At 65.6% G+C, this 26,539-nt stretch carries 22 protein-coding genes and 2 other RNA genes; 6 read left to right on the top strand and 18 right to left on the bottom strand.

The window, feature by feature from the left end:
- Positions 1-10: 10 nt before the first annotated feature.
- Together XdyCFBP7245_RS14440 and glnA are read right to left on the bottom strand one after the other, a co-directional pair.
- Positions 11-349: a P-II family nitrogen regulator gene (locus XdyCFBP7245_RS14440; RefSeq protein ID WP_002808480.1), complete on the bottom strand. Its 339-nt coding sequence runs from the start codon at positions 347-349 to the stop codon at positions 11-13.
- Between the two features lie 274 nt (positions 350-623).
- Positions 624-2,033 carry a type I glutamate--ammonia ligase gene (glnA, locus tag XdyCFBP7245_RS14435; protein WP_104616265.1) on the bottom strand — a complete coding sequence of 470 codons (1,410 nt, stop codon included), beginning with the start codon at positions 2,031-2,033 and terminating at the stop codon, positions 624-626.
- A gap of 225 nt (positions 2,034-2,258) precedes the next feature.
- Here glnA and XdyCFBP7245_RS14430 point away from each other — a divergent pair, with 225 nt between their 5' ends.
- A complete protein-coding gene (locus XdyCFBP7245_RS14430) occupies positions 2,259-3,053 on the top strand; it encodes an undecaprenyl-diphosphate phosphatase (RefSeq protein WP_104616264.1) in 795 nt (264 codons plus the stop codon).
- 133 nt (positions 3,054-3,186) lie between these two features.
- Entirely contained in the window at positions 3,187-3,993 is an 807-nt protein-coding gene (locus XdyCFBP7245_RS14425; protein ID WP_104616263.1) for an META and DUF4377 domain-containing protein, read from the top strand.
- 673 nt (positions 3,994-4,666) lie between these two features.
- Here XdyCFBP7245_RS14425 and XdyCFBP7245_RS14420 read toward each other — a convergent pair.
- The 3 genes from XdyCFBP7245_RS14420 to XdyCFBP7245_RS14410 form a co-directional block, all read right to left on the bottom strand.
- Complete coding sequence (locus tag XdyCFBP7245_RS14420) at positions 4,667-5,278, bottom strand: YbhB/YbcL family Raf kinase inhibitor-like protein (RefSeq protein ID WP_104616262.1); 612 nt, start codon at positions 5,276-5,278, stop codon at positions 4,667-4,669.
- A 384-nt stretch (positions 5,279-5,662) separates the two neighbouring features.
- Positions 5,663-7,741, bottom strand: a complete 2,079-nt coding sequence (locus XdyCFBP7245_RS14415; protein WP_104616261.1) for a tetratricopeptide repeat protein — start codon at positions 7,739-7,741, stop codon at positions 5,663-5,665.
- Between the two features lie 149 nt (positions 7,742-7,890).
- Positions 7,891-8,109: a hypothetical protein gene (locus XdyCFBP7245_RS14410; protein WP_244907817.1), complete on the bottom strand. Its 219-nt coding sequence runs from the start codon at positions 8,107-8,109 to the stop codon at positions 7,891-7,893.
- A gap of 133 nt (positions 8,110-8,242) precedes the next feature.
- Between XdyCFBP7245_RS14410 and XdyCFBP7245_RS14405 the strand changes: the two genes are divergently transcribed.
- Positions 8,243-8,319: non-coding RNA, sX9 sRNA (locus XdyCFBP7245_RS14405), on the top strand.
- Between the two features lie 2 nt (positions 8,320-8,321).
- Here the strand turns inward: XdyCFBP7245_RS14405 and XdyCFBP7245_RS14400 are convergent.
- The 11 genes from XdyCFBP7245_RS14400 to XdyCFBP7245_RS14340 all read right to left on the bottom strand — a co-directional run bounded on the left by XdyCFBP7245_RS14400 (position 8,322) and on the right by XdyCFBP7245_RS14340 (position 18,274).
- Positions 8,322-9,308, bottom strand: coding sequence for a YheT family hydrolase (locus XdyCFBP7245_RS14400; RefSeq protein WP_104616260.1), 987 nt, complete (start codon positions 9,306-9,308; stop codon positions 8,322-8,324).
- 63 nt (positions 9,309-9,371) lie between these two features.
- Positions 9,372-10,271 carry a lysophospholipid acyltransferase family protein gene (locus tag XdyCFBP7245_RS14395; RefSeq protein WP_211287705.1) on the bottom strand — a complete coding sequence of 300 codons (900 nt, stop codon included), beginning with the start codon at positions 10,269-10,271 and terminating at the stop codon, positions 9,372-9,374.
- A gap of 21 nt (positions 10,272-10,292) precedes the next feature.
- A complete protein-coding gene (locus XdyCFBP7245_RS14390; protein ID WP_104616258.1) occupies positions 10,293-10,721 on the bottom strand; it encodes a hotdog fold thioesterase in 429 nt (142 codons plus the stop codon).
- A 269-nt stretch (positions 10,722-10,990) separates the two neighbouring features.
- Positions 10,991-11,066: non-coding RNA, sX9 sRNA (locus tag XdyCFBP7245_RS14380), on the bottom strand.
- 73 nt (positions 11,067-11,139) lie between these two features.
- Complete coding sequence (locus tag XdyCFBP7245_RS14375) at positions 11,140-13,155, bottom strand: phospholipase D family protein (RefSeq protein WP_104616257.1); 2,016 nt, start codon at positions 13,153-13,155, stop codon at positions 11,140-11,142.
- Positions 13,152-13,724 carry a YceI family protein gene (locus XdyCFBP7245_RS14370; protein WP_104616256.1) on the bottom strand — a complete coding sequence of 191 codons (573 nt, stop codon included), beginning with the start codon at positions 13,722-13,724 and terminating at the stop codon, positions 13,152-13,154. Before XdyCFBP7245_RS14370 ends, XdyCFBP7245_RS14375 begins: the two co-directional genes overlap by 4 nt.
- A gap of 3 nt (positions 13,725-13,727) precedes the next feature.
- Positions 13,728-14,204 carry a SixA phosphatase family protein gene (locus tag XdyCFBP7245_RS14365; RefSeq protein ID WP_104616255.1) on the bottom strand — a complete coding sequence of 159 codons (477 nt, stop codon included), beginning with the start codon at positions 14,202-14,204 and terminating at the stop codon, positions 13,728-13,730.
- A gap of 15 nt (positions 14,205-14,219) precedes the next feature.
- Positions 14,220-14,852 carry a ParA family protein gene (locus XdyCFBP7245_RS14360; RefSeq protein ID WP_104616254.1) on the bottom strand — a complete coding sequence of 211 codons (633 nt, stop codon included), beginning with the start codon at positions 14,850-14,852 and terminating at the stop codon, positions 14,220-14,222.
- A gap of 152 nt (positions 14,853-15,004) precedes the next feature.
- The gene (locus XdyCFBP7245_RS14355; protein ID WP_104616253.1) at positions 15,005-16,069 is read right to left on the bottom strand and encodes a hypothetical protein; all 1,065 of its coding nucleotides are present in this window, start codon (positions 16,067-16,069) and stop codon (positions 15,005-15,007) included.
- A gap of 66 nt (positions 16,070-16,135) precedes the next feature.
- Positions 16,136-17,053, bottom strand: a complete 918-nt coding sequence (locus XdyCFBP7245_RS14350) for an AEC family transporter (RefSeq protein ID WP_104616252.1) — start codon at positions 17,051-17,053, stop codon at positions 16,136-16,138.
- 585 nt (positions 17,054-17,638) lie between these two features.
- A complete protein-coding gene (locus XdyCFBP7245_RS14340; protein WP_104616250.1) occupies positions 17,639-18,274 on the bottom strand; it encodes a tetratricopeptide repeat protein in 636 nt (211 codons plus the stop codon).
- Positions 18,275-18,469: 195 nt separating this feature from the next.
- Here XdyCFBP7245_RS14340 and XdyCFBP7245_RS14335 point away from each other — a divergent pair, with 195 nt between their 5' ends.
- The 3 genes from XdyCFBP7245_RS14335 to XdyCFBP7245_RS14325 all read left to right on the top strand — a co-directional run bounded on the left by XdyCFBP7245_RS14335 (position 18,470) and on the right by XdyCFBP7245_RS14325 (position 24,197).
- Positions 18,470-22,162, top strand: a complete 3,693-nt coding sequence (locus XdyCFBP7245_RS14335; RefSeq protein ID WP_104616249.1) for an indolepyruvate ferredoxin oxidoreductase family protein — start codon at positions 18,470-18,472, stop codon at positions 22,160-22,162.
- A 143-nt stretch (positions 22,163-22,305) separates the two neighbouring features.
- Positions 22,306-22,923 carry a helix-turn-helix transcriptional regulator gene (locus XdyCFBP7245_RS14330; protein WP_104616288.1) on the top strand — a complete coding sequence of 206 codons (618 nt, stop codon included), beginning with the start codon at positions 22,306-22,308 and terminating at the stop codon, positions 22,921-22,923.
- Positions 22,920-24,197, top strand: a complete 1,278-nt coding sequence (locus XdyCFBP7245_RS14325) for a type II toxin-antitoxin system HipA family toxin (protein ID WP_104616248.1) — start codon at positions 22,920-22,922, stop codon at positions 24,195-24,197. Before XdyCFBP7245_RS14330 ends, XdyCFBP7245_RS14325 begins: the two co-directional genes overlap by 4 nt.
- Positions 24,198-24,255: 58 nt before the next feature.
- On the opposite strand, the gene egtD is transcribed toward XdyCFBP7245_RS14325, so the two are convergent.
- Both egtD and egtB read right to left on the bottom strand, forming a co-directional pair.
- Positions 24,256-25,242 (bottom strand): L-histidine N(alpha)-methyltransferase, encoded by a 987-nt coding sequence (gene egtD / locus XdyCFBP7245_RS14320; RefSeq protein ID WP_104616247.1) that lies wholly within the window; start codon positions 25,240-25,242, stop codon positions 24,256-24,258.
- Positions 25,239-26,528: an ergothioneine biosynthesis protein EgtB gene (gene egtB, locus XdyCFBP7245_RS14315; RefSeq protein ID WP_104616246.1), complete on the bottom strand. Its 1,290-nt coding sequence runs from the start codon at positions 26,526-26,528 to the stop codon at positions 25,239-25,241. The genes egtD and egtB overlap by 4 nt, the downstream gene beginning before the upstream one ends.
- Positions 26,529-26,539: the final 11 nt, after the last annotated feature.

Genomic DNA, 26,539 nt, shown 5'->3' with positions numbered 1-26,539 from the left:
GGTGGGGGACTCAGAGCGCATCGGCGCCGATTTCGCCGGTGCGGATCCGCACCACTTGCTCGATCGCAGTCACAAAGATCTTGCCGTCGCCGATCTTCCCGGTGCCGGCCGCGTTCTGGATCGCTTCGACCACGGCGTCCAACCGGTCGTCGGTCACCACCGTTTCGATCTTGATCTTGGGCAGGAAGTCCACGACGTACTCGGCGCCGCGATACAGCTCGGTGTGGCCTTTCTGCCGCCCGAAGCCCTTGACCTCGGTAACGGTGATACCCGACACGCCAGCGGCGGACAGGGCCTCGCGGACCTCGTCGAGCTTGAACGGCCGGATGATGGCGGTGATCAATTTCATGCGCATACCCCGAAAGGTGGAAGGAACCGGCCGGCATTGCGCCGCCCGGCGGTGTCAGTCACCTGGATGCCAACCCCGGCATCCAATCGTTCGCGGATCGCGCAGACCCCGACGGATGCCATGCATCCGCCTCGTGGGAGAGGTCAGGCCCGCGCGTTGCGAACGGTGTGCTCTCTCGTACCCCTGGGCTCCCTGGCGGTGCCAGGGAGCCATCGAACATGTGCGGCGATGGCGGAGGTGGGAGGGGGGGCCTCCGCCATCACCGCGGTGGAACTCAGTTGCCGTAGTACAGCTGGTACTCCAACGGATGGGTCGCAGCGCGGAACTTGGTGACTTCCTGCATCTTCAGTGCGATGTAGCCGTCGATGAAGTCGTCGCTCATCACGCCGCCGGCCTTGAGGAACTCGCGATCCTTGTCCAGCGCTTCCAGTGCCTGGTCCAGGCTGGAGCAGACCTGGGGGATCAACTTCTCTTCTTCCGGCGGCAGGTCGTACAGATCCTTGTCGCTCGGAGCGCCCGGGTCGATCTGGTTCTTGATGCCGTCCAGGCCGGCCATCATCAGCGCGGTGAAGGTCAGGTAGCCGGACTGCAACGGATCGGGGAAGCGCATTTCGATGCGGCGCGCCTTGGGGTTGGTGACCCACGGAATGCGGCACGAGGCCGAGCGGTTACGCGCCGAATAGGCCAGCATCACCGGCGCTTCGAAGCCCGGGACCAGGCGCTTGTAGCTGTTGGTGCCGGAGTTGGCGAAGGCATTGATCGCGCGGGCGTGCTTGAAGATGCCGCCGATGTACCACAGCGCCAGCTGCGACAGGCCGCCGTAGCCGTCGCCGGAGAACAGGTTGCTGCCGCCCTTGGCCAGCGACTGGTGCACATGCATGCCGCTGCCGTTGTCGCCGACGATCGGCTTGGGCATGAAGGTGGCGGTCTTGCCGTTACGGTAGGCGACGTTCTTGATGATGTACTTCATCGTCAGCAGTTCGTCGGCCTTCTGCACCAGCGAGCTGAACTTGGTGCCGATCTCGCACTGGCCGGCGGTGGCCACTTCGTGGTGGTGCACTTCGGTTTCGATGCCGACCTGTTCCAGCGTCTTGATCATTTCCGCACGCAGGTCGTGCAGGGTGTCGGTCGGCGGAACCGGGAAGTAGCCGCCCTTCACGCCCGGACGGTAGCCGCTGTTGCCGCCGTCGTACTTTTCACCGGTGTTCCAGGCCGCTTCTTCCGAGCCCACCTGGAAGAAGGTGTGGCCCATGTCGTTGGCAAAGCGCACCGAATCGAAGATGAAGAATTCCGGCTCCGGGCCGAAGAACGCCTGGTCGGCGATGCCGGACGACTTCAGGTAGGCCTCGGCGCGCTTGGCGATGCCGCGCGGGTCGCGCTCATAGCTCTGCATGGTGGCCGGGTCGAGGATGTCGCAGGTCAGCACGATGGTCGGATCGGCGAAGAACGGATCCAGGTACGCGGTGCCGGCGTCGGGCAGCAACACCATGTCCGACTCGTTGATGCCCTTCCAACCCGCGATCGAGCTGCCATCGAACATCTTGCCTTCTTCGAACAACGCCGGCTCGATGATGTTGGCCGGAAAGGTGATGTGCTGCTGTACACCACGCATATCGACGAAGCGCAGGTCGACAAACTCGACCTTGTTGTCCTTGATCAGCTTTTCAACGTTTTCCACGGACATCGGAAGAAACCTCGGATTGGAGTGAAGTGGCTCGTGGGCGGGACTACAGCAGGGACCATGCCAAATCACCAACGTTCACAAGTCGTTGATTTTGCTTGCATCGCTTGAGACCGCTCACGGTTTGATAGCACTAAATTGGTGCTACCTGTGTTGAGCATGCACCGATGTGGTGCATGCCGCAATGCACTATCCTGACGCCTCCCCCCAACCCTCCCCTCCCGTCCGATGTCCGATCTGATTTCCGCCCTGCTACTGGGCATTCTCGAAGGCTTGACCGAATTTCTGCCGATCTCCAGCACCGGCCACCTGTTGATCGCCGAACAATGGCTCGGACGCCGTTCTGACTTCTTCAATATCGTCATCCAGGCCGGCGCCATCCTGGCCATCTGCCTGGCGCTGCGGCAAAAGCTGTGGACCCTGGCCACCGGCCTGGGCGAGCGCGCCAACCGCGACTACGTACTCAAGATCGGTGTGGCCTTCATGGTCACTGCCGTGGTCGGGCTGATCGTGCGCAAGGCCGGCTGGCAACTACCGGAAACCGTGCATCCGGTAGCCTGGGCGCTGCTGATCGGCGGTCTGTGGATGCTGGTGGCCGAGCACTTTGCCGGCAAGCTGCCCGAGCGCGACGTGGTCACCTGGAAGGTCGCCATTGCGGTGGGCCTGGCGCAGGTGGTGGCCGGCGTGTTCCCCGGCACCTCGCGCTCGGCCTCGGCGATTTTCCTGGCCATGCTGCTGGGCCTGAGCAAGCGCTCGGCAGCAGCGGACTTCGTGTTCATGGTCGGCATCCCCACCATGTTCGCGGCCAGCGGTTACGCGCTGCTGGAGATGTACAAGGAAGGCGGGTTCGGCAGCGAGAACTGGACCGATGTGGCGGTGGCCTTCGTGGCAGCGACCATCACCGGTTTTGTGGTGGTGAAGTGGCTGCTGGGCTACATCAAGAAGCACCGCTTCACGGTGTTTGCGGTGTATCGCATCGTGCTCGGCGCCGCCCTGCTGTTGTGGTTGCCGGTCGCGGCCTGAACCGCAACACGCACCTGCCCTGCCCGTCGCCGTAGATGCGATCGGCAGGGCAATTGCGCGGGCAGTGACGCCGGTCATTGCCGCCGCCGCACGCTGGCGGTATCACTGAGGCCTTGATCGCCTGGAGCCGCCGATGCGTGCCGTGTTCTTTGCCCCAGCCCTGCTGGCGGCGGGCGTGACGGCCTGCGGCTCGGGCGCGACATCCGGTGCCGACGGCGCCGCGCCAGGCACAACTGCCGCCTCGACCGCAGCGGCCGCGCCGGCGCGCGACAACGTCCCGTTACGCGCCGCCTTGCAAGCGCAGCACTGGCAGCTGCAGCAGGCCAGCGATGCGCACGGCACCGCTCTGCGTAGCCTGTTCGTGGCCGGCAGCGCGCCGCTGCAACTGGACTTTGCCGATCAACGCATCCAGGTCAGCCAGACCTGCAACGCGCTCGGTGCCAACTACAGCGTGGCCGAGACGCAACTGCAGATCGGCCGTGTGGTATCGAGCAAGCGGCTGTGTGCGCAGCCGCGAAAAATGTCCCAGGAACGCGCCGCCAGCGACCTGTTGTCCGGCCGCTTTGCGGTGACGCTGGACACCGCACAAGCCGCGCCGCGGCTGACCTTGACCCGCAGCGATGGCACCCGCCTGCTGTTCAACGGCGTGCCCACGGCGGCCACCCGCTACGGCGGGCCGGGGCAAACGCTGCTGATCGAAGTGGCCGCCGACACCGTGCCCTGCGACAACGACCGGTCGCGCGCCTGCCTGCAACTGCGCGAGCGCACCGATGCACAGCCGGCGACCGCATCCTGGCAACCCTTCGACGGCAGGATCGAAGGCTTCAACCACGAAGCCGGCATCCGCACCCTGCTGCGCGTCACCCGCTATCGGCCAGCCGCCGGTCAGGAGGGTGCACCGGTGTATGTGCTGGAGCAGATGATCGAGGCGAGCGGCTAGAGTTGGGAGTTGGGAGTTGGGAGTTGGGAGTTGGGAGTTGGGAGTTGGGAGTTGGGAGTTGGGAGTTGGGAGTTGGGAGTTGGGAGTTGGGAATCGGAAATCGGAAATCGGAAATCGGAAATCGGAAATCGGAAATCGTCGAGCGTTGCGCGATTGGTGATGCGATTGGCGCATCGACAGCGTTGACGCGCTCGGCGCTGCAATGCGCGTGACGGTCGGCCAGCTGGGTGCCGTCACAGCAGCGGCCCGGTCATCGTGGCCTGGTGCAGACGCCATGCCGGATGCGCTCTTTGGCTTGCGCGTCGCACGGCATCAAGACCAGGTCGCCGGCACCCCGGCCCGCCGCAAAGAACTTACCGGCTGAGCACATCCGCGCATACCACGCGTGTGCGGGGGATCGGCTTGCGTCCAGGATGATGCGCAGTGGCCAGTCAACGCATGCATCAGATCGATACGCGCTGTTGTTGCGCTTGACGGGCATCTACGCACCTTTTCCGGGAGCGCTCCGCTAGACGGAAGTCGATCATTGCGCGCGTCTATGCTGGCCTTGCGCAACCGCACGGCGGCCGGATCGCCCGGACACAGGTGCGGATGCGGCGCTTGCAGCTTCCTTGGATACTCGTTGCCGCCCTGACCGCGCAGCCTGGCGGCCATGCGGTCGTGTCGACCTGCCTCAGCGCAGCGATGGATTCAGCGTGTAGGTGCCGTACAGCGCCGCTTCGGCCAGAACGTGACCCTGGATGGCCGACAGCACATCGGCTGCAGTGAAGCTGGCGGGCAGGCTGAGCGTGGCCACATCCAGCGCGAACACGCGGAAGAAATAGCGGTGCAGCCGCAGGTCGTTGAACGGCGGGTACGGGCCGTCGTAGCCCAGATAGTCGCCGGCCATGTCGGGGTTGCCGGCAAACCATTGGGTATAGGAGTTCAGGCCCTGGCGTGCGCCGGCCGGGCCGGCCGGCTGCTGCTTACCCTTGGCCACAAAGCCGTCGCTGCAGCTGCCTGCGGCAATCTCGTGCACGTCGGCGGGGATGTCGGCCATCGCCCAATGCACGAAATCGGCGCGTGGCTGCTCGACCGGAATCTGCACATCCTGGCGCCCCACCGTTTCCGGCACCGTCGGCACATCCGGGTCCAGGCACAGCAGCGCGAACGAGCGCGTGCCTTGCGGAACATCACTCCAGGCCAGATGCGGGTTGCGGTTGGGCGCGAAGCCATCCGGCGTGCCGGCGGCAAATTCCACCGCGATGGGCTTACCGTTTTCGATGCTGGTGCTGGTCAGACGCATGCAAAGTCTCCGTGGATCCAAGCGCCCAGCCTGCCTGGATTGGCGCGGCAACGGAAGCCGCTGCAGTGGAACCTTGTGTGGCGCGGCTGGCGCGGTTGCGTGCACGTGTCGTCAGGCGCGCTTAGTTGTGCACAGCGGCCAGTGCCGCGTGAGCGAGCAATGGGACAACCGTTGGCATGTCACTTCGCCGGGCACGGATCGCTGGCATCGTTATCCGCCACCGGCATTCGTGCGTGCCGCGCCATCCGGATACCTGGATATCCGGACATCGTAGGAGCGGACCTGGCCGCGATAGGCTTCACCGGTATCGGTAACGCCTTATCGCGGCCGGGTCCGCTCCTACGACAGCACTTCGCCTGCGAGATGTAAGCGGCAGGCGGTGCGTCAGTCCTGCGGATACCCGAAGCGCACTGCGATCAACGTGAGCAGGTCGAACTGGGCGCCGAGTACGCCGCGATAACTGCGCCAGCGACCGGACGCCAGGCGGGCCGGGCCGCGCGGTTCGACCAGCGGGAAATTCAGCCCGAACGCCTGCTCCAGTGCGGTGGAAATGCCCTGCGGATCGCTTTCGATGCCATCCAGGCGGATGATCCGGTGCGGGTACAGATCGCGTTCGTGCAGCACGGCCAGCTGTTCCAGCGCCGCCAACAACCAGTCGGTGGCCTGCTGCGGCGACTGCACCGCCAGCGGCGCGGATGCGCCGGCCGAGAGCCAGTCCAGCAGCATGTCGCGCGGGTCGCGCAGCGCAATCGCCAGGCGCCCCTCGGGCAGATGCGGGCGTAGCGCGGTGAGCAAGGTGTTGTCCCACCACAGCAGCCAGTCGATGACATTGCCATCGTCGATACCGCGGCGCAGCAGCTGTGCTTTCCAGCCTTCCACCAAGGCCATCGGCGCCAGTTGCCCGGATGCCAATTGCTCGACGCTGCGGTAGCTCTGCAACGCATCGGACGGCGGCGTGGCGCCGTAACGGTCGCCGCGCACCAGCGGGGTGGCGGCGTCCATCACCGCGATCAGGCGTTCGACATGCGAGCCCGGGGTGCCCCAGACAAACAGCGGACGCGCGGTAACGGTGTCAGGAATGCTGCCCAGCGCCGGCCACTGCATCGGTTGTTTGGCAGCCTGCGGCGGCAACGGCAGTCGGTGCTGGGCCTGTTCGCGATGGAACTGCATCCAGGTGGCAAGCGCGGCGTCGGGCTGGCCGGCGCGGTCCTGCACATTGCCTAGCCACGGCCGCAGCACGGTCAGCTGCGGTGCGGGCAACGACTCGATCAAGGATTCGACACAGGCGATCGCCGCCGGCGGGTCGCGCTCCAGCAGCGCTTCGACGATGCGCTGTTCGCCGCTGATGCGGCCCGGCTCCACCGCCACGATCTGCCGCGCCACCATTTCCGCGTCCTCGGCGTGGCCCTGCATGTCGTGCACGCGCATCAGCGCTTCCAGCGCCGGCAGGTGCTCGGGCATGCCCAGCAGCCAGCGCTCGATCACCGCCTGCGCCTGCGCCTGCGGCCCGCCGACCGGCTCCACCGCCAGCCGCGCCAGCCATAGATCGTGCGCATTGCTGGAGGTGGCCAGCGCCGCATCCAGGGTGTCGCGCGCATCGTCCACCGCGCCCAGACGCTCCCAGGCGGTGAGCAAGGAATGCAAGGTGCGGCGGTCGGCCGGCCAGTGGGCCAGCGCCAGGCGCAGATGCGCGGCCGCCTGATCGGGGCGACCGGCCTGCAATTCCATCTCGCCGGCCAGCCGGCGCATCGCCGGGATGTCGCCATCGGGCTGGGCCAGCACGCCCTGCATCGCGGTCAGCGCATCGTCCAGGCGGCCCTGGCGCTGGGCCAGCTGGGCGATGAAGGCGCGCAGCGCGGTGCCCGGCGGATTGAGCTCGACCACGCGCTCGAACGCGCGCTCGGCAAACGCAAAATGTTCCTTCTGCAAATACGCAAAGCCCAGCGCGAACATCACCCGTGGGTCGTCCGGCAGCTGCTCGGCGGCGCGCGTCAGCAGCGACAGCGCGCGGTCGCTCTGGCCGCGACGCATCTCCACCACGCCATCGACCGCCAGCAGCTGCGGGTGGTCCGGCGCCAGGCGTGCGGCGGTACGGCTCAGCCGCTCGGCGTCGTCCAGATCGCCGCGCCCCACCGCCAGATGCGCCTGCATCACATAGGCGTTGAACTGGTTCGGGTCCAACGCGGTACTGCGCGACAACGCGGCATCGGCCGCCGACAAATTGCGCGTGGCCAGCAGCAGCCCGGCGTGCAGCAGGTGCAGGTCGGCGTCTTCCGGGGTCAGCGTCAGCGCGGTTTCGATACTGGCCAGCGCCAGCGCCGGTTGACCTTGCTGCTGCAAGGACAGCCCGAGCCAGCGGTGCGCGGCCGCGTTATCCGGCGCGGTGGTCGCCCACTCGCGGGCCAGCTCCACCGCATCGTCGGCCGCATTGCGGCGCAGGGCTTGAAGAATGGCGTCTTGCATGGCGGCGGCGTGTCCCGGACAAACCGCTATTGTAACGATGCGCGCTGCGGCGGCCTGGTGTGGGACGGACGCTGCGATCTATCGCCAAGCCCGCGCTGCGACTGCCCGGCGTTCTACGCAAGGTCCCGCATCCATCGCCATTGCCGATCTCAGCTCGATTGATCGCGCGGGTCGGCGGTTGGGACGCGTGCCGACATGCGACGCAGCACGCTTGCACCGTAGGCCACGCACAGCATCCCGAGGACCAGATGCCCCGCGTACCAGATCGCAGCGTGGGGACCAACGAAGGCCGGTCCTAGTCGTGGTCGGAACAGGATCTCGCCGGTCTGCAGATACGCGTAGAGCCTGATCGAGCTGAAGTAGACCATCAGCCCGCCTGTAACCGCTGATAGAACAGCGACCAGGGCATCGAGAGACTGATGTCTTTTCAACATAACTGTAAGAGTAGCTAAAAAACTCCTGTGCAGCCGCAAGGCGGGCGCGGCCGGCGCTCGGTGTGGCATGGACAACGCGTGCACACCGGTTCTGAGCGCGCCGCTCGCAGCCACCTGACGACTGCTCGCTACGGTTTGTTAGCCCCCTAAAGAGCGGCCGCCAGCCGCTCGGCCACCCAGCGTTCGGCAAAGCCGTCGCCGCGGGCGTTTTCCAGAAAGCCGCAATGCCCGCCCCAACGCGCGATTTCCAGGTGCGCGTGCGCCGGCAGTTTCCAGCCGGCGAAGTCCTCGAACGGAATCACCGGGTCGTCTTCGGCCATCAGGATGTCCGAGGGCACCTGCAGTCCGGCCAGGCGTTCGCCGGCGATCGAATAGCTGTCGAAATACGCTTCCAGCGAGCCGTGGCCGGTGTGCTGCACCGCCAGCCAGGCCATCAGCTCGCGCATGTCCAGCGCCAGGGTGGCGTCGTCGTAGCCGTGCTGGTCCGGGAACAGCTTGCGCTTGCGCAGCAGCGATTCGCGCCATTTGCGGCGGAAATACCAGTCGTAGAACTGCGGGCCTTTTTCCAGCTGGGTCATGGTGGCGGCCGGGTCCAGCAACGGACACACCGCTGCCACCCGCGCCAGCGGCAGGCCAGCTGCCGGTGCCCGCAAGGCCAGCCGCAGCGCGAAGTTGCCGCCCAGCGAATACCCGGCCGCCAGCAGCTGCGGCGCAGGAAAGCGCCGCCACAGATCGCCGGCCGCGTTGACCACCTCGTCGATGCGATCGGAGTGGAACAGGTCCACATTGAGATGGTGGGTGTCGCCGTGATCGCGGAAGTTCAGCCGGAACACCTGGTAGCCGAGTCCGAGCAGGCGCGCGGCGGTCAGCCGCATGTAATTGGAATCGGCGCTGCCTTCCCAACCGTGCAGCAGCAGCACGGTACCGCGCACCGGCGCATCGCCGGGCGGCACGCTCATCCAGCCCTGCAGGCGCACGCCGTCGCCGCCGTCGAGAATATGTTCGCTGGTCACCGCACCGCTGGCGCTCAGCAACTGGCGGCTACGCAGCCGGCGCAAGGCGCTGCTGCCCAGCACCGATTGCACATGCGGATTGCGCAGCCAGCGCGGTGGCTGAAAGTCGGAGGCGTTCATGCGCGCATCGGGCCAGGTACGAGGACGCCAGCCGCTGGGTGGATGAGCGCGTGCATCGCCGGCTCAGGACTCCATCGCGGCGATGATGCGTTGACGCGAGGTGTCGGCCAGGCGGCGACGTCCTTCGATATCGAACGCGCCGATCGGCTCCAGGAAATGAATTTCGGCCAGGCGCGACGGCTCGCCGAGCAGGCGCACGATGTTGGCGAAGAAACTCTCGCGCTCGCCAAAGGCCACCACCGCCTGTGCATTGCCGCGCACGCCGTAGCGCAGCGCCACCGGCTGCACCGGCACACCGGCTTCCACCGCCGCCTGGAAGATGCGCGCATGGAACGGACCCACTTCGGTACCGCCGCGGGTGCGCCCTTCCGGAAACACGCCGACCGGCTTGCCACTGCGCAAACGCTGCAGCATTTCCAGCAGCACCCCGCCCAGCGATTCGGTGTTGCCGCGTTGATGGAAGATGGTCTGGCCCTTGGCCGCCAGCCAGCCCACCAGCGGCCAGCCGGCGATTTCGCGCTTGGCCACAAAGCCCATCACCCGCTGGCTGTGCAGCATGGAGATATCGACCCAGCTGACGTGGTTGGCCACGAACAAGGTGGCGCCCGACAGCGGCGTGCCGAAGCGGCGCAGACGAAACCCGAAGATACGCATCAGGTTGCCCTGCCAGCAGCGGATCATCAGCTCGTCCAGGGTGTCCTGGGGGCCGGTGCGGATGCGCGCCAGCGGCGGCGTCACCACGCACAGCATGGTGATCGGCAGAAACACACACAGATGCAGCAGCAGCAGCGGCACCCGATACAGGTACCGGAACCAACGCAGCGGGCCGCCAGCGTCGCGCGTGGCGTCCAGGGATGACTCGCTCATTCGACGAACGGGACCGGTAACGGGGGAAGGAGGCACGGCTATTGTGACAGCAGCTCGGCCGCGGCGCAGTGCCGGCAGCGGATGGCGCTGTTCCACCCATGCAGCTGCCAGGCGTGTTCAGCCATTGGTGCGCGCCACCACCGCCAACGTAAGACGCGAGACGCAGACGCGCTTGCCGGCCGGATTTTCGATGACGATGTCCCAGACATGCGTGCTGCGCCCCACATGCACCGCGCGCGCGGTGCCGGTGACCAGGCCCTCGGTGGCCGCGCGCAGATGGTTGGCGTTGATCTCCAGCCCCACGCACATCTGGGTGCTCATCTCCACGCACAGATTGCCGGCGCTGCTGCCCAGGGTTTCGGCCAGCACCACCGAGGCGCCGCCATGCAGCAGGCCATACGGCTGCTTGGTGCGCGCATCCACCGGCATGGTGGCGCGCAGCCAGTCGTCGCCAGCGTCGGTGAACACGATGCCCAGCTGTTCGATCAGGGTGTTGCGGCTGGAGGCGTTGAGGGCGGCGAGATCGACGGGAGCGCGGAAGGTCATGGGCTGGGGATTGGGGATTGGGGATTGGGGATTGGGGATTGGGGATCGGGAATCGGGAATCGGGAATCGGGAATCGCAACAGCATCTGCGAGATTGCGGCTGGTGCAACGCCTGCCGCTGTCTGGTGGATTCAAGGCTACTGCAATCGTCGGTGTCGCTGCTTGCCCCGGATTGGCGGGAGTGGTCGCGCCGGCGGGTGCCAGGGTGGTTTTACCAGCTCCCGGCAGCGCACGCCGCTTGTTGCTGTCGAACGATTGCAGCCCTAGAGCGGCTAAAAACCGCAGCGAGCAGTTGTCACGTGGGTGTGGACCGCGCGCTCAGAGCCGGAGTGTACGGGTGGTAGATGCCGCACCGAGCGCAGGCCGCGCCTGGCTGGCGGCGAGCACAGTAGGTTTTGTCAGCTGCGCTTAGCTGTCGATTACAGAATCGGCACCAGGCCGGCGCCGAATGCGGTCAGCATGCGCACCAGCAACCATTTCGGGCCGACGTTGACCTCGGGGAAGTCACCCACCGCCACATAGCACTTCCGGAACTGCGGGTCCTGCCGCTTGAGCGGGAACGGGCAGTCGGGGCCGGGCTGGAACTCGTAATTGGTCGCGTAGCGCCACGGCCAGAAGTCCAGCACCGGCAACGCTTCGGACACCTTGCCCACGCTGTAGTTCAATCCGCTCAACACCGGCGGTTTTTCGCGCGGGGCCACCGTCCAGGCATTTTCCGGGTTCATGTCGCGCTCGATGCTGGCCGCCAGCGCCTGCGCAAAGCGCGCATCGTCGATCACCACCGCCGCTTCGGTGTTGTAGTTCTCGCTGCGCGGATCGAAGTTGTGCGTGCCGATCACGCCGATGCGGCGATCCACCACCAGCGATTTGGCGTGCAACCCCATGCGCGCACCGGCGCGGGTCACCGGCAGCGGTTTATTGACCGCGCGGGTGCCCAGAAACGACGGCCGGGTTTCGGTACGCAACACGCGGCGATCGACCTCGCTGCCGCCGGGCGCACGGCCGGCGCCACTGCTGCCGCGAATCACGCTGCCGCCAGTACCGCGGGTGTCTGCACCGCGGCTGCCACGCATCGCATTGCCGGCCGCACTGCCGCCGATCAAACGAGTGTCGCGGCTGTCTTCGTTGATGTCGGAGACGGGATTGAGCGGGTCCGGCACCAGATTGGCGTAATCCACCGGCGCGTCCAGCGGAAACGGCTTGAACTCGTACAGATTGAAGCCCAGCTCGCGCATGTTGCGGCGTTTGAACTTGTACGACAGCGCATACACGATGGGGTTGTCGGTGGCTGCCAGGCTGTTGGTCGACACCACGATGCGCGGCGGCTGCGGGCGTTTGCGCAGCGCGCGGAAGATCGCCTGGGCCTCGTCGGACAACACCAGATAAGGCGTTTGCAGCAGCACTTCCTGCTGCGCGCCGGCGATCAGGCCGTCCAGTTCCGGCGCCGTCGATACCGCCTTGGCGGCGTGTTCCCTGCGATGCTTCTGTGGCAGGTCGGCCACATAGAGCACGCGCTGCACCGGCATCGCCGGGGTGACGAAGGCATCGCGCACGAACTGCGGATCGCGCGCTTCCTGGTCCACCCGCGCCACCCGATCCGGGCGCCGGAACTGTGCGGGCGGCATCTGCGGCGCGCCCTGCTCCAGCAGCAGCCGGCCCACATCGTTCAGGCGCTCGGCCGGCACGCTGCGCCGCGCGCGCCAGAACGCATCGAAGTTGGCCGCCATCGCGCGCACTTCCGGGCCGGCCACAATCACGTCGCGGTCGCGGAAGTTGTATTCGCTGTCCCAGTCGTAATAGTCGTCCTGGTAATTGCGCCCGCCGACCACGCCCAGCACATCGTCCACCACCAGCAACTTGTTGTGCATGCGCTGGTTGAAGCGCCGGAAACAGCACACCACGCTGCCGGCGTAATCGAAGTAATTGAGTTTGACCTTGCCGAAGGTGGGGTTGTAGACGCGCAGCTGCAGGTTTTCGTGGGTGCTGGCCAGCGCGCCGAGAATCTGCAGATCGGCGATTGCCGACAGCTGATCGATCAGGATCCGCACCTTGACCCCGCGCTGGGCTGCGTCGGTCAGCGCGTCCAGAATCATGCGCGCGCTGTCGTCCTTGTCGAAGATATAGGTTTGCAGGTCGATGCTGCGGGTGGCGCTGCGGATCAGGTTGAGCCGCGCCACCAGCGATTCTTCGCCGTGGTCGACAATGGTGGCGTAATGCCGCGGCGCGGCCGGTGTTGAGGCAGTGATGGCCTCGCCGCCCAGCGTGCGCAGCGGCGAGGGCTGGGCGCAGTGATTGGCCTGGGTGCAGCTGACCACGGTGCTGCGCGCCGCAGCGGCAACGCCGACAGCACGATGACGTTCGGTTTGCGACAGGCCGGCGCATCCGGTGCCGAGCAACAGGGTTGCCAGCACAAGCAGCCTCAGCAGGAACCTCACGGGCGCCGCGCCTCCAGCAACCGCCCACGCAGAATGAATGTCACCCTGTCGCCCAGGGCCATCTGCCACGCATTCATTCCGTAACGTCCACGCAGGACCGTACCTCGACTGATCACGTCGCAATCATAGCCCGGCCGCGCGCATTCAGCCGGTGCGACATGCAGGGTCTCGATGTGGGTGATTCCGCGGATGGTCAGGTTGCCGGTGATGTCGCCGCCGCCTTTGACCACTTCTTCGGCGTAAGGCAGCGACTCGAATTCCACCACCGGGTAGCGCGCCACGTCGAAAAAATCCTCGCCGCGCATCCAGCTGGTGTAGCGGTCCTTGCCCGGAATCTCCACCTGGGAGGCGTCCAGCCGGAAGCGCACCTGCATGCGCCGGTCCGGCAATTCCACCAGTTCACCGCGAAAACGCGGGAAGAACCCCTCGATCTTCATGCCGAAGCGGGTCTTGATCTCGAACCCGAAGCGCGACTGCACCGGATCGATGACGTGCACTTTCTGCTGCGCAAGGCAGGGGAGCGCGACCCAGAGCGCGAGCCAGGCGAACCAGCGCAGCGACGATGACACGGATCAAGGCCACCAGAAGGCGGTCAGGCGGGCGATCCCTGGCTCGATGCTAGCGTCCAGCGGCAGCGCCAGCAGGGCGATCGAGGCGGTAGGCATACCGCGGTAGTCGCCGGTCTGCCCGCTATGCATCAGCGCAGCCAACCGCTCCAGGCCCGGGTTGTGACCGACCAGCAGCAGGCGCTCGGCCTCGCGATGTTCGTCCACCAGGCTGGCCAGGGTGCCCGGGGTCGCTTCGTAGATGCGTTCGTCCAGGCGTTGTTCGATATAGCCAGTGAGCTCGAGCACTGCCTCCAGGGTCTCGCGGGAACGCCGCGCCGGCGAGCACAGCACCCGGTCGGGGACCAGCCGCTGTTCGCGCAACCAACGCCCGGCAGATTCCGCCTCGGCGATGCCGTGCGGGGACAGCGGGCGGTCGAAGTCGGCCTGGCCGGTATCGGCCGGCTCGGCATGGGCGTGTCGCAACAAGATCAATTCGCGCATAAGAACTTTCCGGTTCTAGGACTTCTTGAGCCACTTCAACAGCGGCTCCCAGTCCTGTTGATGGTCGCGCACCTGCGCCGAGCGGTAATCGAACAAGCTGCGCCCCAGCCCGGCCATGACCACGTAGGCCTGGGTGTCGCGCAATTGGGTCACCAGCGGATAAGGCCAGGTCCCGATCATCTCGGCGGCCTGCTGGGCGGTCTGGGTCCAGGGGCGGGCGCGGTTGAGCACCAGGCCGACCGGGAGCTTGCGCTGATGCACGCGCGGCACCTTGGCCAGCGTGTTGAGAAAGCCCACCACCGCTTCGATGTCCAGGGCCGAGGACAGCACCGGCACCACGATGGCGTCGACGTGGTCCAGAAAGCCGCTCAGGTCGTCGGCCATCGCACCGGCCGGCGCGTCGATGATCAGCTGGTCGGTGCCATCGGGGACTGCCGCCTGCCAGTTGCGGCGCTTGGTGGCGTCGATCGGCAGTACCGCACTGTCGAGGCTGGCGCGTCGCTGCGCCCAGCGTGTGGACGAGCCCTGCGGATCGGCATCTGCCAGCACGGTGCGCTGGCCTTGCAAGGCCGCGTATGCGGCCAGATTGGTGGCGATCGTGGTCTTGCCGACGCCGCCTTTGGAAGCGGCCACCAGGACTGTCTTCATGCACGCCTCGCTTCCGGGAGCAAGCCGGCAGCGTACACCGCGGCAAGGTGAGGGAGTAGTCGAAACGCGTTAAACGCGATGCGTGCGTTCGTCATCGCAGTGCAGCAAACGCGCACGGTTCAGCCGCGCACATTTGCTGCGCACCTTGTGTCTCAGCGAATTGCGGCGACGGGATGCCAGCCCGCCGGTGGCAAGGCGGTAACGCCGCTGCGTTGCAAGGACGCGCGCAATGCGGGGATTTCACCTTGCGTCAAAGTGATCTCAACCTCAGCAGTGGCAGTGGCAGTGGCAACACTGGGCGTGCGGCGATGTTGATGCTGCTGCAACCACCGCAACTCGCGTACCCGCGCGTGCCAATACGCAGCATCGCGGCCGGTGCTCAGCGCTGCCATGCGCTCGGAGCCGATCAACGCCGTTACCAGCATTGCGTCGTCGTTGCCCAGGTTGCCGAGGATGACCATGCACTCATCGCGCAATGCAGGTGCGGCGATGGGCGGGGTGCATCGGCGCGTGACCTCAACCAGCGACGGAAGTGCGTGCGCCGCCCAGGCGCCCATCACGTAGCCCATCGCCATCTCCGCACCAGTGGACGGCAGACCTTGTGCCTGCAATTGCGCGCGCAGCTGCGACGATTGCAGGTGTGGCCATTGCATCCCGGCATAGGCCGCGTGCAAGGCCTGCCCCAGCGCAACCGCGCCGCTGTCGAAATGGTCCGCGCGTGCGGCGGCCTGCCAGGCGGATTCGGCGGCGAGCCGATCGCCGCGTCGCTGCGCGGCGCTGAAGGCCCGCAACGGCGCATCGGCGTTGCCGGCATCGGCCTGTTCCAGAAAAACCACTGCGCCGGCCGGGTCGCAACGCAGCTCCGCCGGGCAGTCGTTGGCCTCTACACGCGCGACCAGCAGATCGCGGGGCCGTGCATCCAGCGCGCCTTGCAGCACTGCCCGCTGGGCTGGCGCATCGCCGGTGGCGGCGGCCTGCGTATCAGTCTGCGCGTCATCGCTGAGCCGCAGCAGGCCTGCAACATAACGCTGACGCGGCTGTTCGCTGGCGGCCAGGGTCTGCAGCCGCGCCTGCATGGCCTGGCCAACTTGCTGTGCCCACTGCTGCACCTCGGGTGCATTGGCGGGATCGGGTGTGGCAGGCGCTGTTGCCGCAGAGGCCGACAGGCTGGTGCCAAGGCACAGCAGCGCAACTGCGATCTGACGATATCCCTGCATGTGCTTGTCTTCCGTGTGAGCGCGGCACCATGCCGCAGGCCAGCATTTCATGCCGCTGCGGGCGTATCAAGCCACCAGGCGCGCCAGCAACCAGGACCAGGCGGGCAAGGTCAGCAGCGAGAGCAGGATGCTGTAGCCGACCATGGCGGCCGCCAGCCTGGGGGCCAGCCGATGCGAGATCGCCAGCGCGGCGGCGGTGATCATGGTGGGCATGGCCGATTCGAGCACGGTGGTCTGCAGCATCAGCCCGCGCAGGCCGAGCGCCCAGGACAGCGGCAGCGCCAGGATCGGCATCACCGCCAGCTTGAAGATCAGCCCCACCGCCAGCGGCTTGAGTTCGTCGGCGGGCAGACGCAACTGCAGCGAAAAGCCCACCGCCAGCATCACCAGCGGCAACATCGCATCGGCCAGGCTCTTGAGGCCTGCGCCGATCCAGGCCGGCGGCTGCGCGGGCATCAACGTCAGCGCAAACAGCAGCGCCCACAGCGGCGGGAACTTGAGGACACGGGTCAGTATGATTTTTGCGGTGGGCGGCGTATCGCCGCTGTAGCGCGCCAGCACGTACAGGCCGAAGGTGGACAACAGCACGAAGGTGCCGAACTGGTCGTACACCACCGCGTACGGCAGGGCCTGGTCGCCCAGCAGCGCGCGCACCATCGGAAACCCGATGAAGCTGGAGTTGGTGAACACCACGCACATCAGCAGCGCGGCGTACTCGGCACGGCCGAAGCGCAACACGTGGCTGCAGCCCCACAGCAGCGGCACGATGATGGCGGTCAGCAGCCATGGCGTGGCGATCACCCCGCCCAGCGAGGCGTCCAGATGCAGGCGCGGCACGTAGGTCAGCACCGAGGCAGGCAGGCAGATGTACAACACGATGCGATTGAGCACATCGGCGCTGTTGTCGGGCAGCACCTTGAGCCGCGCGAATACCAGGCCAAGCCCCAGCATCGCCAGGATCAACGCAAATGCATCCACCGCCATGGCTGATCGTGTCTGTTGGAGAGCGATGCACAGGATCGCACAGCGCCGGGCCCAGGCATTGGAGGAAGGCTGGCTTGGCGTCGCGCTCGCGCGAAGAACGCGTCGGCCCGATGGCCAAGCACTTTACGGCGCAACAGATCGAGCCGGAACAAGCGGTCGCGCGCTCCATTGGATCCCTGCACGAAGAGGGCGCGCCATCGGTGCGCAGCGAGACTTCCCTCGTTTGCCTATTCCGAAGCCAGTCTGTGGAGGGCGCGGTGCCCTCGCCGCTCGCAGGACACGCCGTGACCCCGTCCCTGGGGGCTCGATGGCGGTATCCATGCCGCCAACGGTCCTGCAATCGGCGAGGACACCGCAGCAGACAGGTTGCCGGCTGCGTGATTGAACCCTGTGCGCAACGACCATCGCGACTGTCCTTGCTCGCTCACCTTCGCGGGACCTGACGCGCCGTGAATGCCGTGCAAGAGCTGGTATGGACGTCCTTGCAGCGTGTCCCGCGATGGTCGGCGGGCAGGACCCTGCAGCAAACCTGCAGACCACTGCACGGCATGCGCTGCAGGCAATCCCTGCAGCGCGGCGTACCGCTTACGGAAACGCTGGCGGGTTGGCCTGCCATGCCGCAAAGACCTCGGCCAGGCTGGTGCGCTCAGCCTCGCGCCAATCCGGCAGCAGGCTGGCGTAATTGGCAGTGCTGCCCCAACGATCGGGCCAGGTGCGCACCGCGGCGGCATACCACTCGGTAGCCTCCTGCTTGCGACCTGCCCGCCACAACGTCAAGGCGGCGGTGGTGGGCAACCATTCCGGCGTGGCCGGGCGACCATTGGCCAGGTTGGCCCACTGCTGCAACGCCTTGTCGGGCTTGTCGGCGCGCAGCAGGTCCCAGCCGTAGTTCCAGCTGATGGCCCGATATTGCTGGCTGCCATTGGAGACCAGTGCCAATGCGCCCTGGTACAGCTCATCGCCCAGTTGCGTGCGTCCGCCGGCATACGCAAGCGATGCCAGCTGGGCGCGCGGTTCGGCAGCGCGTGCGTCACGCTGCACCATCGCGGCCAGACGGTCGACCACGGCATCGCCCTGCCCCGGCACAGCGACCACCGCCTTGGTGGTGCTGCGGTCTTCGTCGAAATAGAACTCCTTGGGCTTGGGCAGGCTCTGCGCCTGCGCCAGCGACCACACGCCTCCGAGCAGGACCAAGGCGGCCCATGCGTATTTCCTTTTCACTGTATTTTCCCCTGAAACAGCAAACGACCCTTCCCGTCCCCATCCTACCCGCAGCGCGACGGCTGCGCATCCGCATGCGAACGGGCGCGTGAAGGCTGACTGTTACACTTTGCACCGCCGTTTTGGAATCCGTCGGGCGCGTCATTGGTTTCAAATGACACGCACCGGGTCCCAGCCACCCTTTCCGGGCACGCCATGACCAGTACCGCTGCACTCTCTTCTCCCGACTCTGCCAACACGCCGGAGCTCGGCCGGGTGGATGCGGACTACACACTGGACCACAAATACACGCGCACCGATGGGCGCATCTATCTGTCCGGCGTGCAGGCCCTGGTGCGGCTGCCGTTGCTGCAACGCCTGCGCGACGACGCGGCCGGCCTGGACACCGCCGGCTTCATCAGCGGCTACCGCGGCAGCCCCTTGGGCGGGCTGGATCTGGAACTGTGGCGCGCGCGCAAGCATCTTGATGCCGCCAGGGTGACCTTCACCCCGGGCCTCAACGAGGACCTGGCCGCCACCATGGTGTGGGGCACCCAGCAGACCAACCTGTTCCCCGGCGCCAAGGTGCAGGGCGTATACGGCATGTGGTACGGCAAGGGCCCGGGCGTGGACCGCAGCGGCGACGTGTTCAAACACGCCAATGCCGCCGGCACCTCACCGTTTGGCGGCGTGCTGGCGCTGGCCGCCGACGACCATGCCTGCCGCAGCTCGACGCTGCCGCATGGGTCGGAAGACGAATTCGTCAGCGCGATGATGCCCATCCTCAACCCGGCCGGGGTGCAGGACATCCTGGACATGGGCCTGCTGGGCTGGGCGATGAGCCGCTACACCGGGCGCTGGATCGGCTTCAAGACCATCGCCGAGACCGTGGAATCGTCCGCGTCGGTGCAGGTGGACCCGTTCGCGCGCAGCATCGTGCTGCCGGAGGATTTCGCGCTGCCGCCGGGCGGTTTGAGCATCCGTTGGCCGGACCCGCCGGTGGATCAGGAAATGCGCCTGCATCGCTATGCGGTGGCGGCGGCGCAGGCATTCGCACGGGCAAACCAGATCGACCGGATCGTGCTGGATTCGCCGCGCGCGCGGCTGGGCATCGTCACCACCGGCAAGAGCTATCTGGACGTATTGCAGGCCCTGGAGTACCTGGGCCTGGATGCGCAGGCCTGCGCGCAGATCGGTATCCGCGTGTACAAGGTCGGCATGACCTGGCCGCTGGAACCGGTGGGCATCAGCGCGTTCGCGCAGGGGCTCGACGACATTGTGGTGGTGGAAGAAAAGAAGGCCTTCATCGAGCGCCAGATGAAGGAACTGTTCTATAACTGGCCGGCCAACGCCGGCGCGCGGCCGAGCATCGTCGGCAAGTACGACGAACACGGCGCATGGATTTTGCCGTCGACCGGCGAGCTGACCCCGGCCACGATCGCCGCGGTGATCGGCAAGCGCATCCAGCGCTTTTTCACTGCCGATTCGATCGAGCAGCGGTTGCGCTGGATGGAGACCAAGGAAGCGGAAATGGCCTTGCCGCGCGCGCAGTTCCCGCGCGTGCCGCATTACTGCTCGGGCTGCCCGCACAACACCTCCACGGTGGTGCCGGAAGGCTCGCGCGCGCTGGGCGGCATCGGGTGCCATTACATGGTGACCTGGATGAACCGCTCCACCGACACCTTCACCCACATGGGCGGCGAAGGCGTGACGTGGTCGGGGCAGGCGCCGTTTACCGACACCCCGCACGTGTTCCAGAACCTGGGCGATGGCACGTATTTCCACAGCGGCTCGTTGGCGATTCGCCAATCGGTCGCCACCGGCGTCAACATCACCTACAAGATTCTCTACAACGATGCGGTGGCCATGACCGGCGGCCAGCCGGTGGACGGCACGCTCACCGTGCCGGACATCGCCCATCAGCTACGCGCCGAAGGTATCCACGAGATTGCGATCGTCAGCGACGACATCGGCAAGTGGACGCGGCGGCGCGATCTGTTTCCCGCCGATGTGGCATTTCATGATCGTGGCGAGCTGGATGCAGTGCAACAGCACCTGCGCACGGTCAAGGGGGTGTCGATCCTGATCTTCGATCAGACTTGCGCCACCGAAAAGCGTCGGCGCCGCAAACGCGGCAAGCTGGTCGACCCGCCCAAGCGCGTCATGATCAATTCGCTGGTCTGCGAAGGCTGCGGCGATTGCGGCGAGAAAAGTTTTTGCGTGTCGGTGCTGCCGAAGGAAACCGAATTCGGGCGCAAGCGGCAGATCGATCAATCCAATTGCAACAAGGATTATTCCTGCGTCTCCGGGTTCTGCCCGAGCTTTGTCACCGTGCATGGCGGTGCGCCGCGCAAGGGCAAACAACGCGATGCCAGCGCATTGCTGGATAACCTGCCCGCACCGCCGCAGCGCACCACGTTGGAGCAGCCCTGGAACATCCTGATCACCGGCGTCGGCGGCACTGGCGTGGTGACCATCGGTGCGCTGCTGGGCATGGCCGGGCACCTTGAAGGCAAGGGCGCCACGGTGCTGGACCAGACCGGCCTGGCGCAAAAAGGTGGCGCGGTCACCACGCATATCCGCATCGCGCGCACGCCCGGCGATATCCATGCGGTGCGCATTGCCGCCGGCGAAGCCGACCTGGTGGTGGGCTGCGACATGGTGGTGGTCAACGATTATTGGGCGCTGTCCAAGGTACGCGATGGCCGCACCCAGGTGGTGCTCAACACCTATGAGGCGATGCCGGGCAGCTTCACCACGCAGCCGGATCTGCAGTTCCCGGCTGACGAGATCATTGCCGGCGTGCGTACCGCGCTTGGCGGACAGGAGCCGTTATTGCTGGATGCCACGCAACTGGCCACTGCATTGCTGGGCGATGCGATCGCCAGCAATCTGTTCGTGCTGGGTTATGCCTGGCAGCACGGACTGGTGCCGTTGTCGCATGCGGCATTGATGCGCGCGATCGAACTCAATGGCGCAGCGGTGGCGATGAATCAGCAGGCCTTCGCCTGGGGCCGGCTGGCGGCGGTGGATCTGCCGGCGGTGCAACGCGCTGCAGGTCTGGCCAACGCTGACGCGTCTGCACATCGACACGGTGACACACCCGCCGCACGTGCGCCCGGTAGCTGGGAAGACCACACTCTCAGCGGACAAAACGCACCGCGTGCGTTGGCGCAAACCGATGGCAGCACACTGCATGGCGATGTGGATGCACCGGTGCATCCACTCGACGATGAGCAGCTGGCGCAGTCGCTGGACGAAGCGATTACCCGCCGCATCGCGTTTCTCACCGACTACCAGGACGCTGCCTACGCGCAGCGCTATCGCGCGCTGGTGGAACGCGTGCGTGGACACGAGGCCCAACGCGTCCCCGGCAGCACGGCGTTGATCGAAGCGGTGGCGCGCTACGCCTTCAAGCTGATGGCCTACAAGGACGAATATGAAGTTGCGCGGTTATACACGCGTGGCGATTTCCAGCGCCGGCTGCAGCAGCAGTTCGAAGGCGACTACACGGTCCGCTTCCACCTGGCACCACCGCTGCTGGCCAAGAAGGATGCACACGGCCATGCGATCAAGCGCGAATACGGGCCGTGGATGTTCAGCGCTTTCAAGCTGCTGGCACGGCTGAAATTCCTGCGCGGCGGCAAGCTCGATGTGTTCGGCTACACCGCAGAGCGCCGCAGCGAGCGGCAGCTGATTGTCGATTATCTCGCCACCGTGGACGGGCTGCTGGAGCGTCTGGATGCCGACAACGTGGGCCTGGCCGCGCAGATCGCCAGCATCCCCGAACACATCCGCGGCTATGGGCACGTCAAGGAGGCGCATCTGCGTGAGGCCAAGGCGCGCGAAGCGACCTTGCTGGCGCAGTGGCGCAATCCCAAGGTGCTGCATGTGGTGCAGGCCGCCTGATGTCGCCGAACGATGACATTTTTTTCATGTCATCGCTCGACGACATTTTATTGGAGACATTGGGTGGTTCGGCGCGATTGGCCTTTCGAATGTAAGCGATCGGCGACATTGCGCCAATGTCGCCGATCGCTTACATTGCAGCCATGGATACTGTCCGCACACCTTCCGATATCGGTAACATCATCCGCGCCAGGCGCAAGCGCCTGGGCTGGGATCAGGCTCGCCTGGCCAACGACATCGGTGTGAGCCGGCAATGGGTCGTCGATATCGAGAAAGGCAAGCCGCGTGCGGAACTGCAATTGATCCTGAGAGCGCTGCAGGCGTTGGGACTGGAGTTGATGCTGGGCCCAGGCGTTGCTCAGGTTCCGCAGGCGAGCGTGCCCGATCGCGGCACCGTGACGCCGATCAATCTCGATGCGATCGTTGAACATAACCGGTCCAATCCGCCATTGGGAACCAACGTTCTCAATGCGTTCAACAACACTATCCAGACTCAATTCTCGTCGCTCGATAGGCTGAAAAACGCTGGCTTGCACAGACCATTTCCGGCATTGGATGCTCTAAAACAGTCTCCGGCGCAGGCAGCATTAGCTGCAGCACTGAATAAATATCCCTCGCTGATCGATGCACCGAATGAAAAACATGGAGTGAATGAAGTCTTGCAGAACCAGGTCTCCGCACGTGATCGTTCGAAGGTTGGCAAGGCAGCGAAAATTTCCAACGTCATATCGGCATCTTCTAAAAAGAAGGGCGATCCGTGAGACTGCTCGCACTGATCGAACACCAGGTGATCGGTCATCTTGCGTCCGACCCGCATGGGCTTCCACGATTTACCTACACGCCGGACTGGCAGCATTCGAATAGTGCGATACCGCTGTCGTTGAATCTTCCGCTTAGCAAGGAGGATCACCGCACAGAGGCGGTCGACGCAGTGCTGTGGGGCCTGCTGCCAGACAACGAAGCCACACTGCAACGCTGGGCCTCCAGGTTCCAGGTCTCTCCGCGCAACCCGCTCGCCCTGTTGTCGCACGTCGGCGAGGATTGCGCTGGTGCAGTGCAGTTCGTCACCGAAGCCCGACTTGAGGATGTGCTGTCCGGCGCCAGCGACGCCATCGAACCGCTCACCGATGGCGAACTGGAAGCACGCTTGCGCAGGCTGCGCCAGGATGTGGGTGCAGCACGCCAGGTCGATGACGTCGGTCAATTCAGCCTGGCCGGCGCGCAGGCCAAGATCGCGTTGCTGCACGACGGGCAGCAGTGGGCCATCCCGGCCGGACGCATCCCGACCACGCATATCCTCAAACCACCGAGCGGGGAATACGACGGGTTCGTCGAGAACGAGCTGTTCTGCCTGCGCCTGGCGCGCAGCATCGGCCTGCCGACCGCATCCGCCCAGGCGATGCGCTTCGGCGATGAAACCGCCATTTGCGTCGAACGTTACGACCGCATCGGCAGCGACGGCAGGCTGCTGCGCATACACCAGGAAGACGTCTGCCAAGCGCTGGGGGTGATGCCGCAGATCAAATACCAGAACCAGGGTGGCCCGGGACCGGCTGCGTTGTCGCAGCTGTTGTGGACGCACTCCTCACGGGCGCGGCAGGACGTCGAAACCCTGTTCCAGGCGTTGGTCTTCAATCACCTGATCGGCGGCACCGATGCGCACGCAAAGAACTATTCGCTGCTGCTCGGCCAACACCGGCAGGTACGGCTGGCACCGTTGTACGACATCTCCAGCGCCCTGCCGCATCCGCAACTGCAACAGCGCAAAATCAAGATGGCAATGAAAGTCGGCAGCCACTATCGCTGGTGGGACATTGGTCCAGGCGACTGGCGGCAATTGGCCGAAACGCTGCGCCTGGACGCCATGACCTGCCTCGCCTGGATGGAGATGGCCGCAAGCGACCTGCCCGATCAGGCGCGTGATCTTGCCGTCGTGCTTCGACAGGAAGGCCTCGCGCATCCGGTCCTGGATGCGCTGGTGGATGCCATCGCCGCGTCGTGCCAACGCATGCGCACCCTGTTGCAATCGAACTGATCGTTGGTTGGAACCGTATCGCCAGGCCGCACTCGGCCATGGTGTCCATCCGGTTCGCTTACACCGGGCGCAGCAAGCGCAGCCCGAACCAATCCTTCGCATCGTTCCAGCCGTGCGTGACCTTGAGCCCGGCGGCGGCGGCCAGTTCGGCAAAACGCGCATCGGTGTATTTGTAGCTATATTCGACCTGCATGGCTTCGTCTTCGGCAAAGGCGAATTCCTTTCCGCCCACGTGCACGCGTTGGTCGCGCTGACTGATCAAAAAGGTTTCGATGCGGCCGCGTTCGCGCGCATACACCGCGTGGTGACGGAAGCCGTCCAGATCGAAATCGCTGCCGATCTCGCGATTGAGCCGCGCCAACAGGTTCAAGGTGAACTCGGCAGTGACGCCGGCCACATCGTTGTAGGCGGCTTCGATCAGGCCGGCGTCCTTGTCCAGATCGATACCGATCAACGCGCAGCCATCGCTGCCCATGGTCTGGCGCATCGCATCCATCAAGGCGATGGCGGCGGTGTCGGTGAAGTTGCCTAGCGTGGAACCGGGGAAAAACACCACGTGGCGACGCGAAGGACGCTGCCCATCGGGCAGGCGCAACGGCTTGGTGAAGTCGGTACAGACCGGTAGCATCTGGATCTGCGGAAATTGCTGGGTCAACCGCGCTGTGCTTTCCAGCAATGCGGTGCGCGAAATTTCCAGCGGCGTGTACGCCACCACATCGCGTAGGCCTTGCAGCAGCAGCTCGGTCTTGCGGCCACTGCCGCTGCCGTACTCGACCACATGCACGTCGGGGCCAATCGCCTGCGCGATCGAGGACATGCTGGCTTCCAGCAACGTCAATTCTGTGCCGGTGAGGTAGTACTCCGGCTGCCGGGTGATGGCTTCGAACAGCTGCGAGCCACGGGCATCGTAGAAGTATTTGGACGGCAGGGTCTTGGGTGTTTGCGACAGGCCGGCCAGTGCATCGGCGGTGATGTCGTCCGGCTGCGGACGCAGATCGGTCAGCGCGGCATGGGCGCGTTGCATGGCATGGGCGGCGGCGTTCAAGGCAGATCCTTGGCAAGGCGCACGCCGGCAAACTGCCAACGCGCATCGGAGGGGAAAAAGTTGCGGTAACTGGCGCGGATGTGACTAGCCGGCGTGGCGCAGCTGCCACCGCGCAGCACCCATTGCGCATTCATGAATTTGCCGTTGTATTCGCCCAACGAACCGGGCCACGGCGCAAAACCGGGATACGGCAGATAGGCGCTGCCGGTCCATTCCCAGACATCGCCAAATAGCTGCTGCATGCCGGTATCCACGGCCTGCGCGGCGCGCGGATGCAGTGCGTCGGTATCGACAAAATTGCCCTGCACCGGCACCCCGGCGGCCGCCTGTTCCCACTCGGCTTCGGTGGGCAGACGCGCACCAGCCCAGCGGGCGAACGCATCGGCTTCGAACAGGCTCAGGTGACAGACCGGCGCGTGCGCATCGCGCGAGCGCCAGCCATCCAGGGTGAATTCGCGTCCATCTGCATCCCAGTACAGCGGATGCTGCCAACCCTGCGCCTGCACCATCGTCCAGCCATCGCTCAGCCAGGCACCGGCGCTGCGGTAACCGCCGGCGTCGATGAACTCCTGGAACTCGGCATTGGTGACGACACGGTTGGCCAAGGCATGCGCCCCGATCAGCACGCGGTGACGCGGCGACTCGTTGTCGTAGGCAAACGTGTCGCACTGCGGCCATGCGGCTGCACCGATCTGCGCAATCTGTTCATCGCGCGCATGCCACCGCAGTGCACTCGGCAATGCAGCTTCGGGGGCGGGCGCATCACGGTAGGCCGGCTGCAGCGGATTACTCCACAGCGCGTGCTTGATGTCGGTCAGCAACAACTCCTGGTGCTGCTGCTCGTGCTGGATGCCCAGTTGCACGATGGTGCAGGCCTGCGCGTCGAGCGCGCCATCGTGCAGGCGCTGCTGCATATGGGTGTCGACGGCCGCGCGATAGTCGCGCACCTGCTGCAGCGATGGCCGGGACAACACCCCGCGACGTGTGCGCGCATGCATCGGGCCCACACTTTGATAGTAACTATTGAACAAGAAGTCCCACGCCGGGTCGAAGACGCGGTACGCAGGGTCGGCCTGCAACACGAAGCGTTCGAAAAACCAGGTGGTGTGCGCCAGATGCCATTTGCTGGGGCTGGCATCGGGCATGCTCTGCACCATCGCGTCTTCCGCGCTCAGGGGTGCGGCAAGGCGGTCGCTCAACGCGCGGGTCTGCGCGTAGCGTTGCAGCAGCGTCAGCTGCTGTTGCTGGCGGTCGACCGCCAGGGGGGAGAGTGCAGACATCCCCATATGCTTGGGGA

Source organism: Xanthomonas dyei (assembly GCF_002939865.1).
In the GTDB taxonomy this organism is placed as follows: domain Bacteria; phylum Pseudomonadota; class Gammaproteobacteria; order Xanthomonadales; family Xanthomonadaceae; genus Xanthomonas; species Xanthomonas dyei.
This window is presented reverse-complemented; position numbering and strand designations above follow the sequence as displayed.

Coding starts and splice junctions, on each gene's coding strand:
- glnA (WP_104616265.1), bottom strand. CDS start 2,033: ATGTCCGTGGAAAACGTTGAAAAGCTGATCAAGGACAACAAGGTCGAG.
- XdyCFBP7245_RS14410 (WP_244907817.1), bottom strand. CDS start 8,109: ATGGTCTACTTCAGCTCGATCAGGCTCTACGCGTATCTGCAGACCGGC.
- XdyCFBP7245_RS14365 (WP_104616255.1), bottom strand. CDS start 14,204: ATGCGCGAATTGATCTTGTTGCGACACGCCCATGCCGAGCCGGCCGAT.
- XdyCFBP7245_RS14360 (WP_104616254.1), bottom strand. CDS start 14,852: ATGAAGACAGTCCTGGTGGCCGCTTCCAAAGGCGGCGTCGGCAAGACC.
- XdyCFBP7245_RS14350 (WP_104616252.1), bottom strand. CDS start 17,053: ATGGCGGTGGATGCATTTGCGTTGATCCTGGCGATGCTGGGGCTTGGC.
- XdyCFBP7245_RS14355 (WP_104616253.1), bottom strand. CDS start 16,069: ATGCAGGGATATCGTCAGATCGCAGTTGCGCTGCTGTGCCTTGGCACC.
- XdyCFBP7245_RS14440 (WP_002808480.1), bottom strand. CDS start 349: ATGAAATTGATCACCGCCATCATCCGGCCGTTCAAGCTCGACGAGGTC.
- XdyCFBP7245_RS14335 (WP_104616249.1), top strand. CDS start 18,470: ATGACCAGTACCGCTGCACTCTCTTCTCCCGACTCTGCCAACACGCCG.
- XdyCFBP7245_RS14415 (WP_104616261.1), bottom strand. CDS start 7,741: ATGCAAGACGCCATTCTTCAAGCCCTGCGCCGCAATGCGGCCGACGAT.
- XdyCFBP7245_RS14400 (WP_104616260.1), bottom strand. CDS start 9,308: ATGAACGCCTCCGACTTTCAGCCACCGCGCTGGCTGCGCAATCCGCAT.
- XdyCFBP7245_RS14425 (WP_104616263.1), top strand. CDS start 3,187: ATGCGTGCCGTGTTCTTTGCCCCAGCCCTGCTGGCGGCGGGCGTGACG.
- egtB (WP_104616246.1), bottom strand. CDS start 26,528: ATGGGGATGTCTGCACTCTCCCCCCTGGCGGTCGACCGCCAGCAACAG.
- XdyCFBP7245_RS14390 (WP_104616258.1), bottom strand. CDS start 10,721: ATGACCTTCCGCGCTCCCGTCGATCTCGCCGCCCTCAACGCCTCCAGC.
- XdyCFBP7245_RS14430 (WP_104616264.1), top strand. CDS start 2,259: ATGTCCGATCTGATTTCCGCCCTGCTACTGGGCATTCTCGAAGGCTTG.
- XdyCFBP7245_RS14420 (WP_104616262.1), bottom strand. CDS start 5,278: ATGCGTCTGACCAGCACCAGCATCGAAAACGGTAAGCCCATCGCGGTG.
- XdyCFBP7245_RS14330 (WP_104616288.1), top strand. CDS start 22,306: ATGGATACTGTCCGCACACCTTCCGATATCGGTAACATCATCCGCGCC.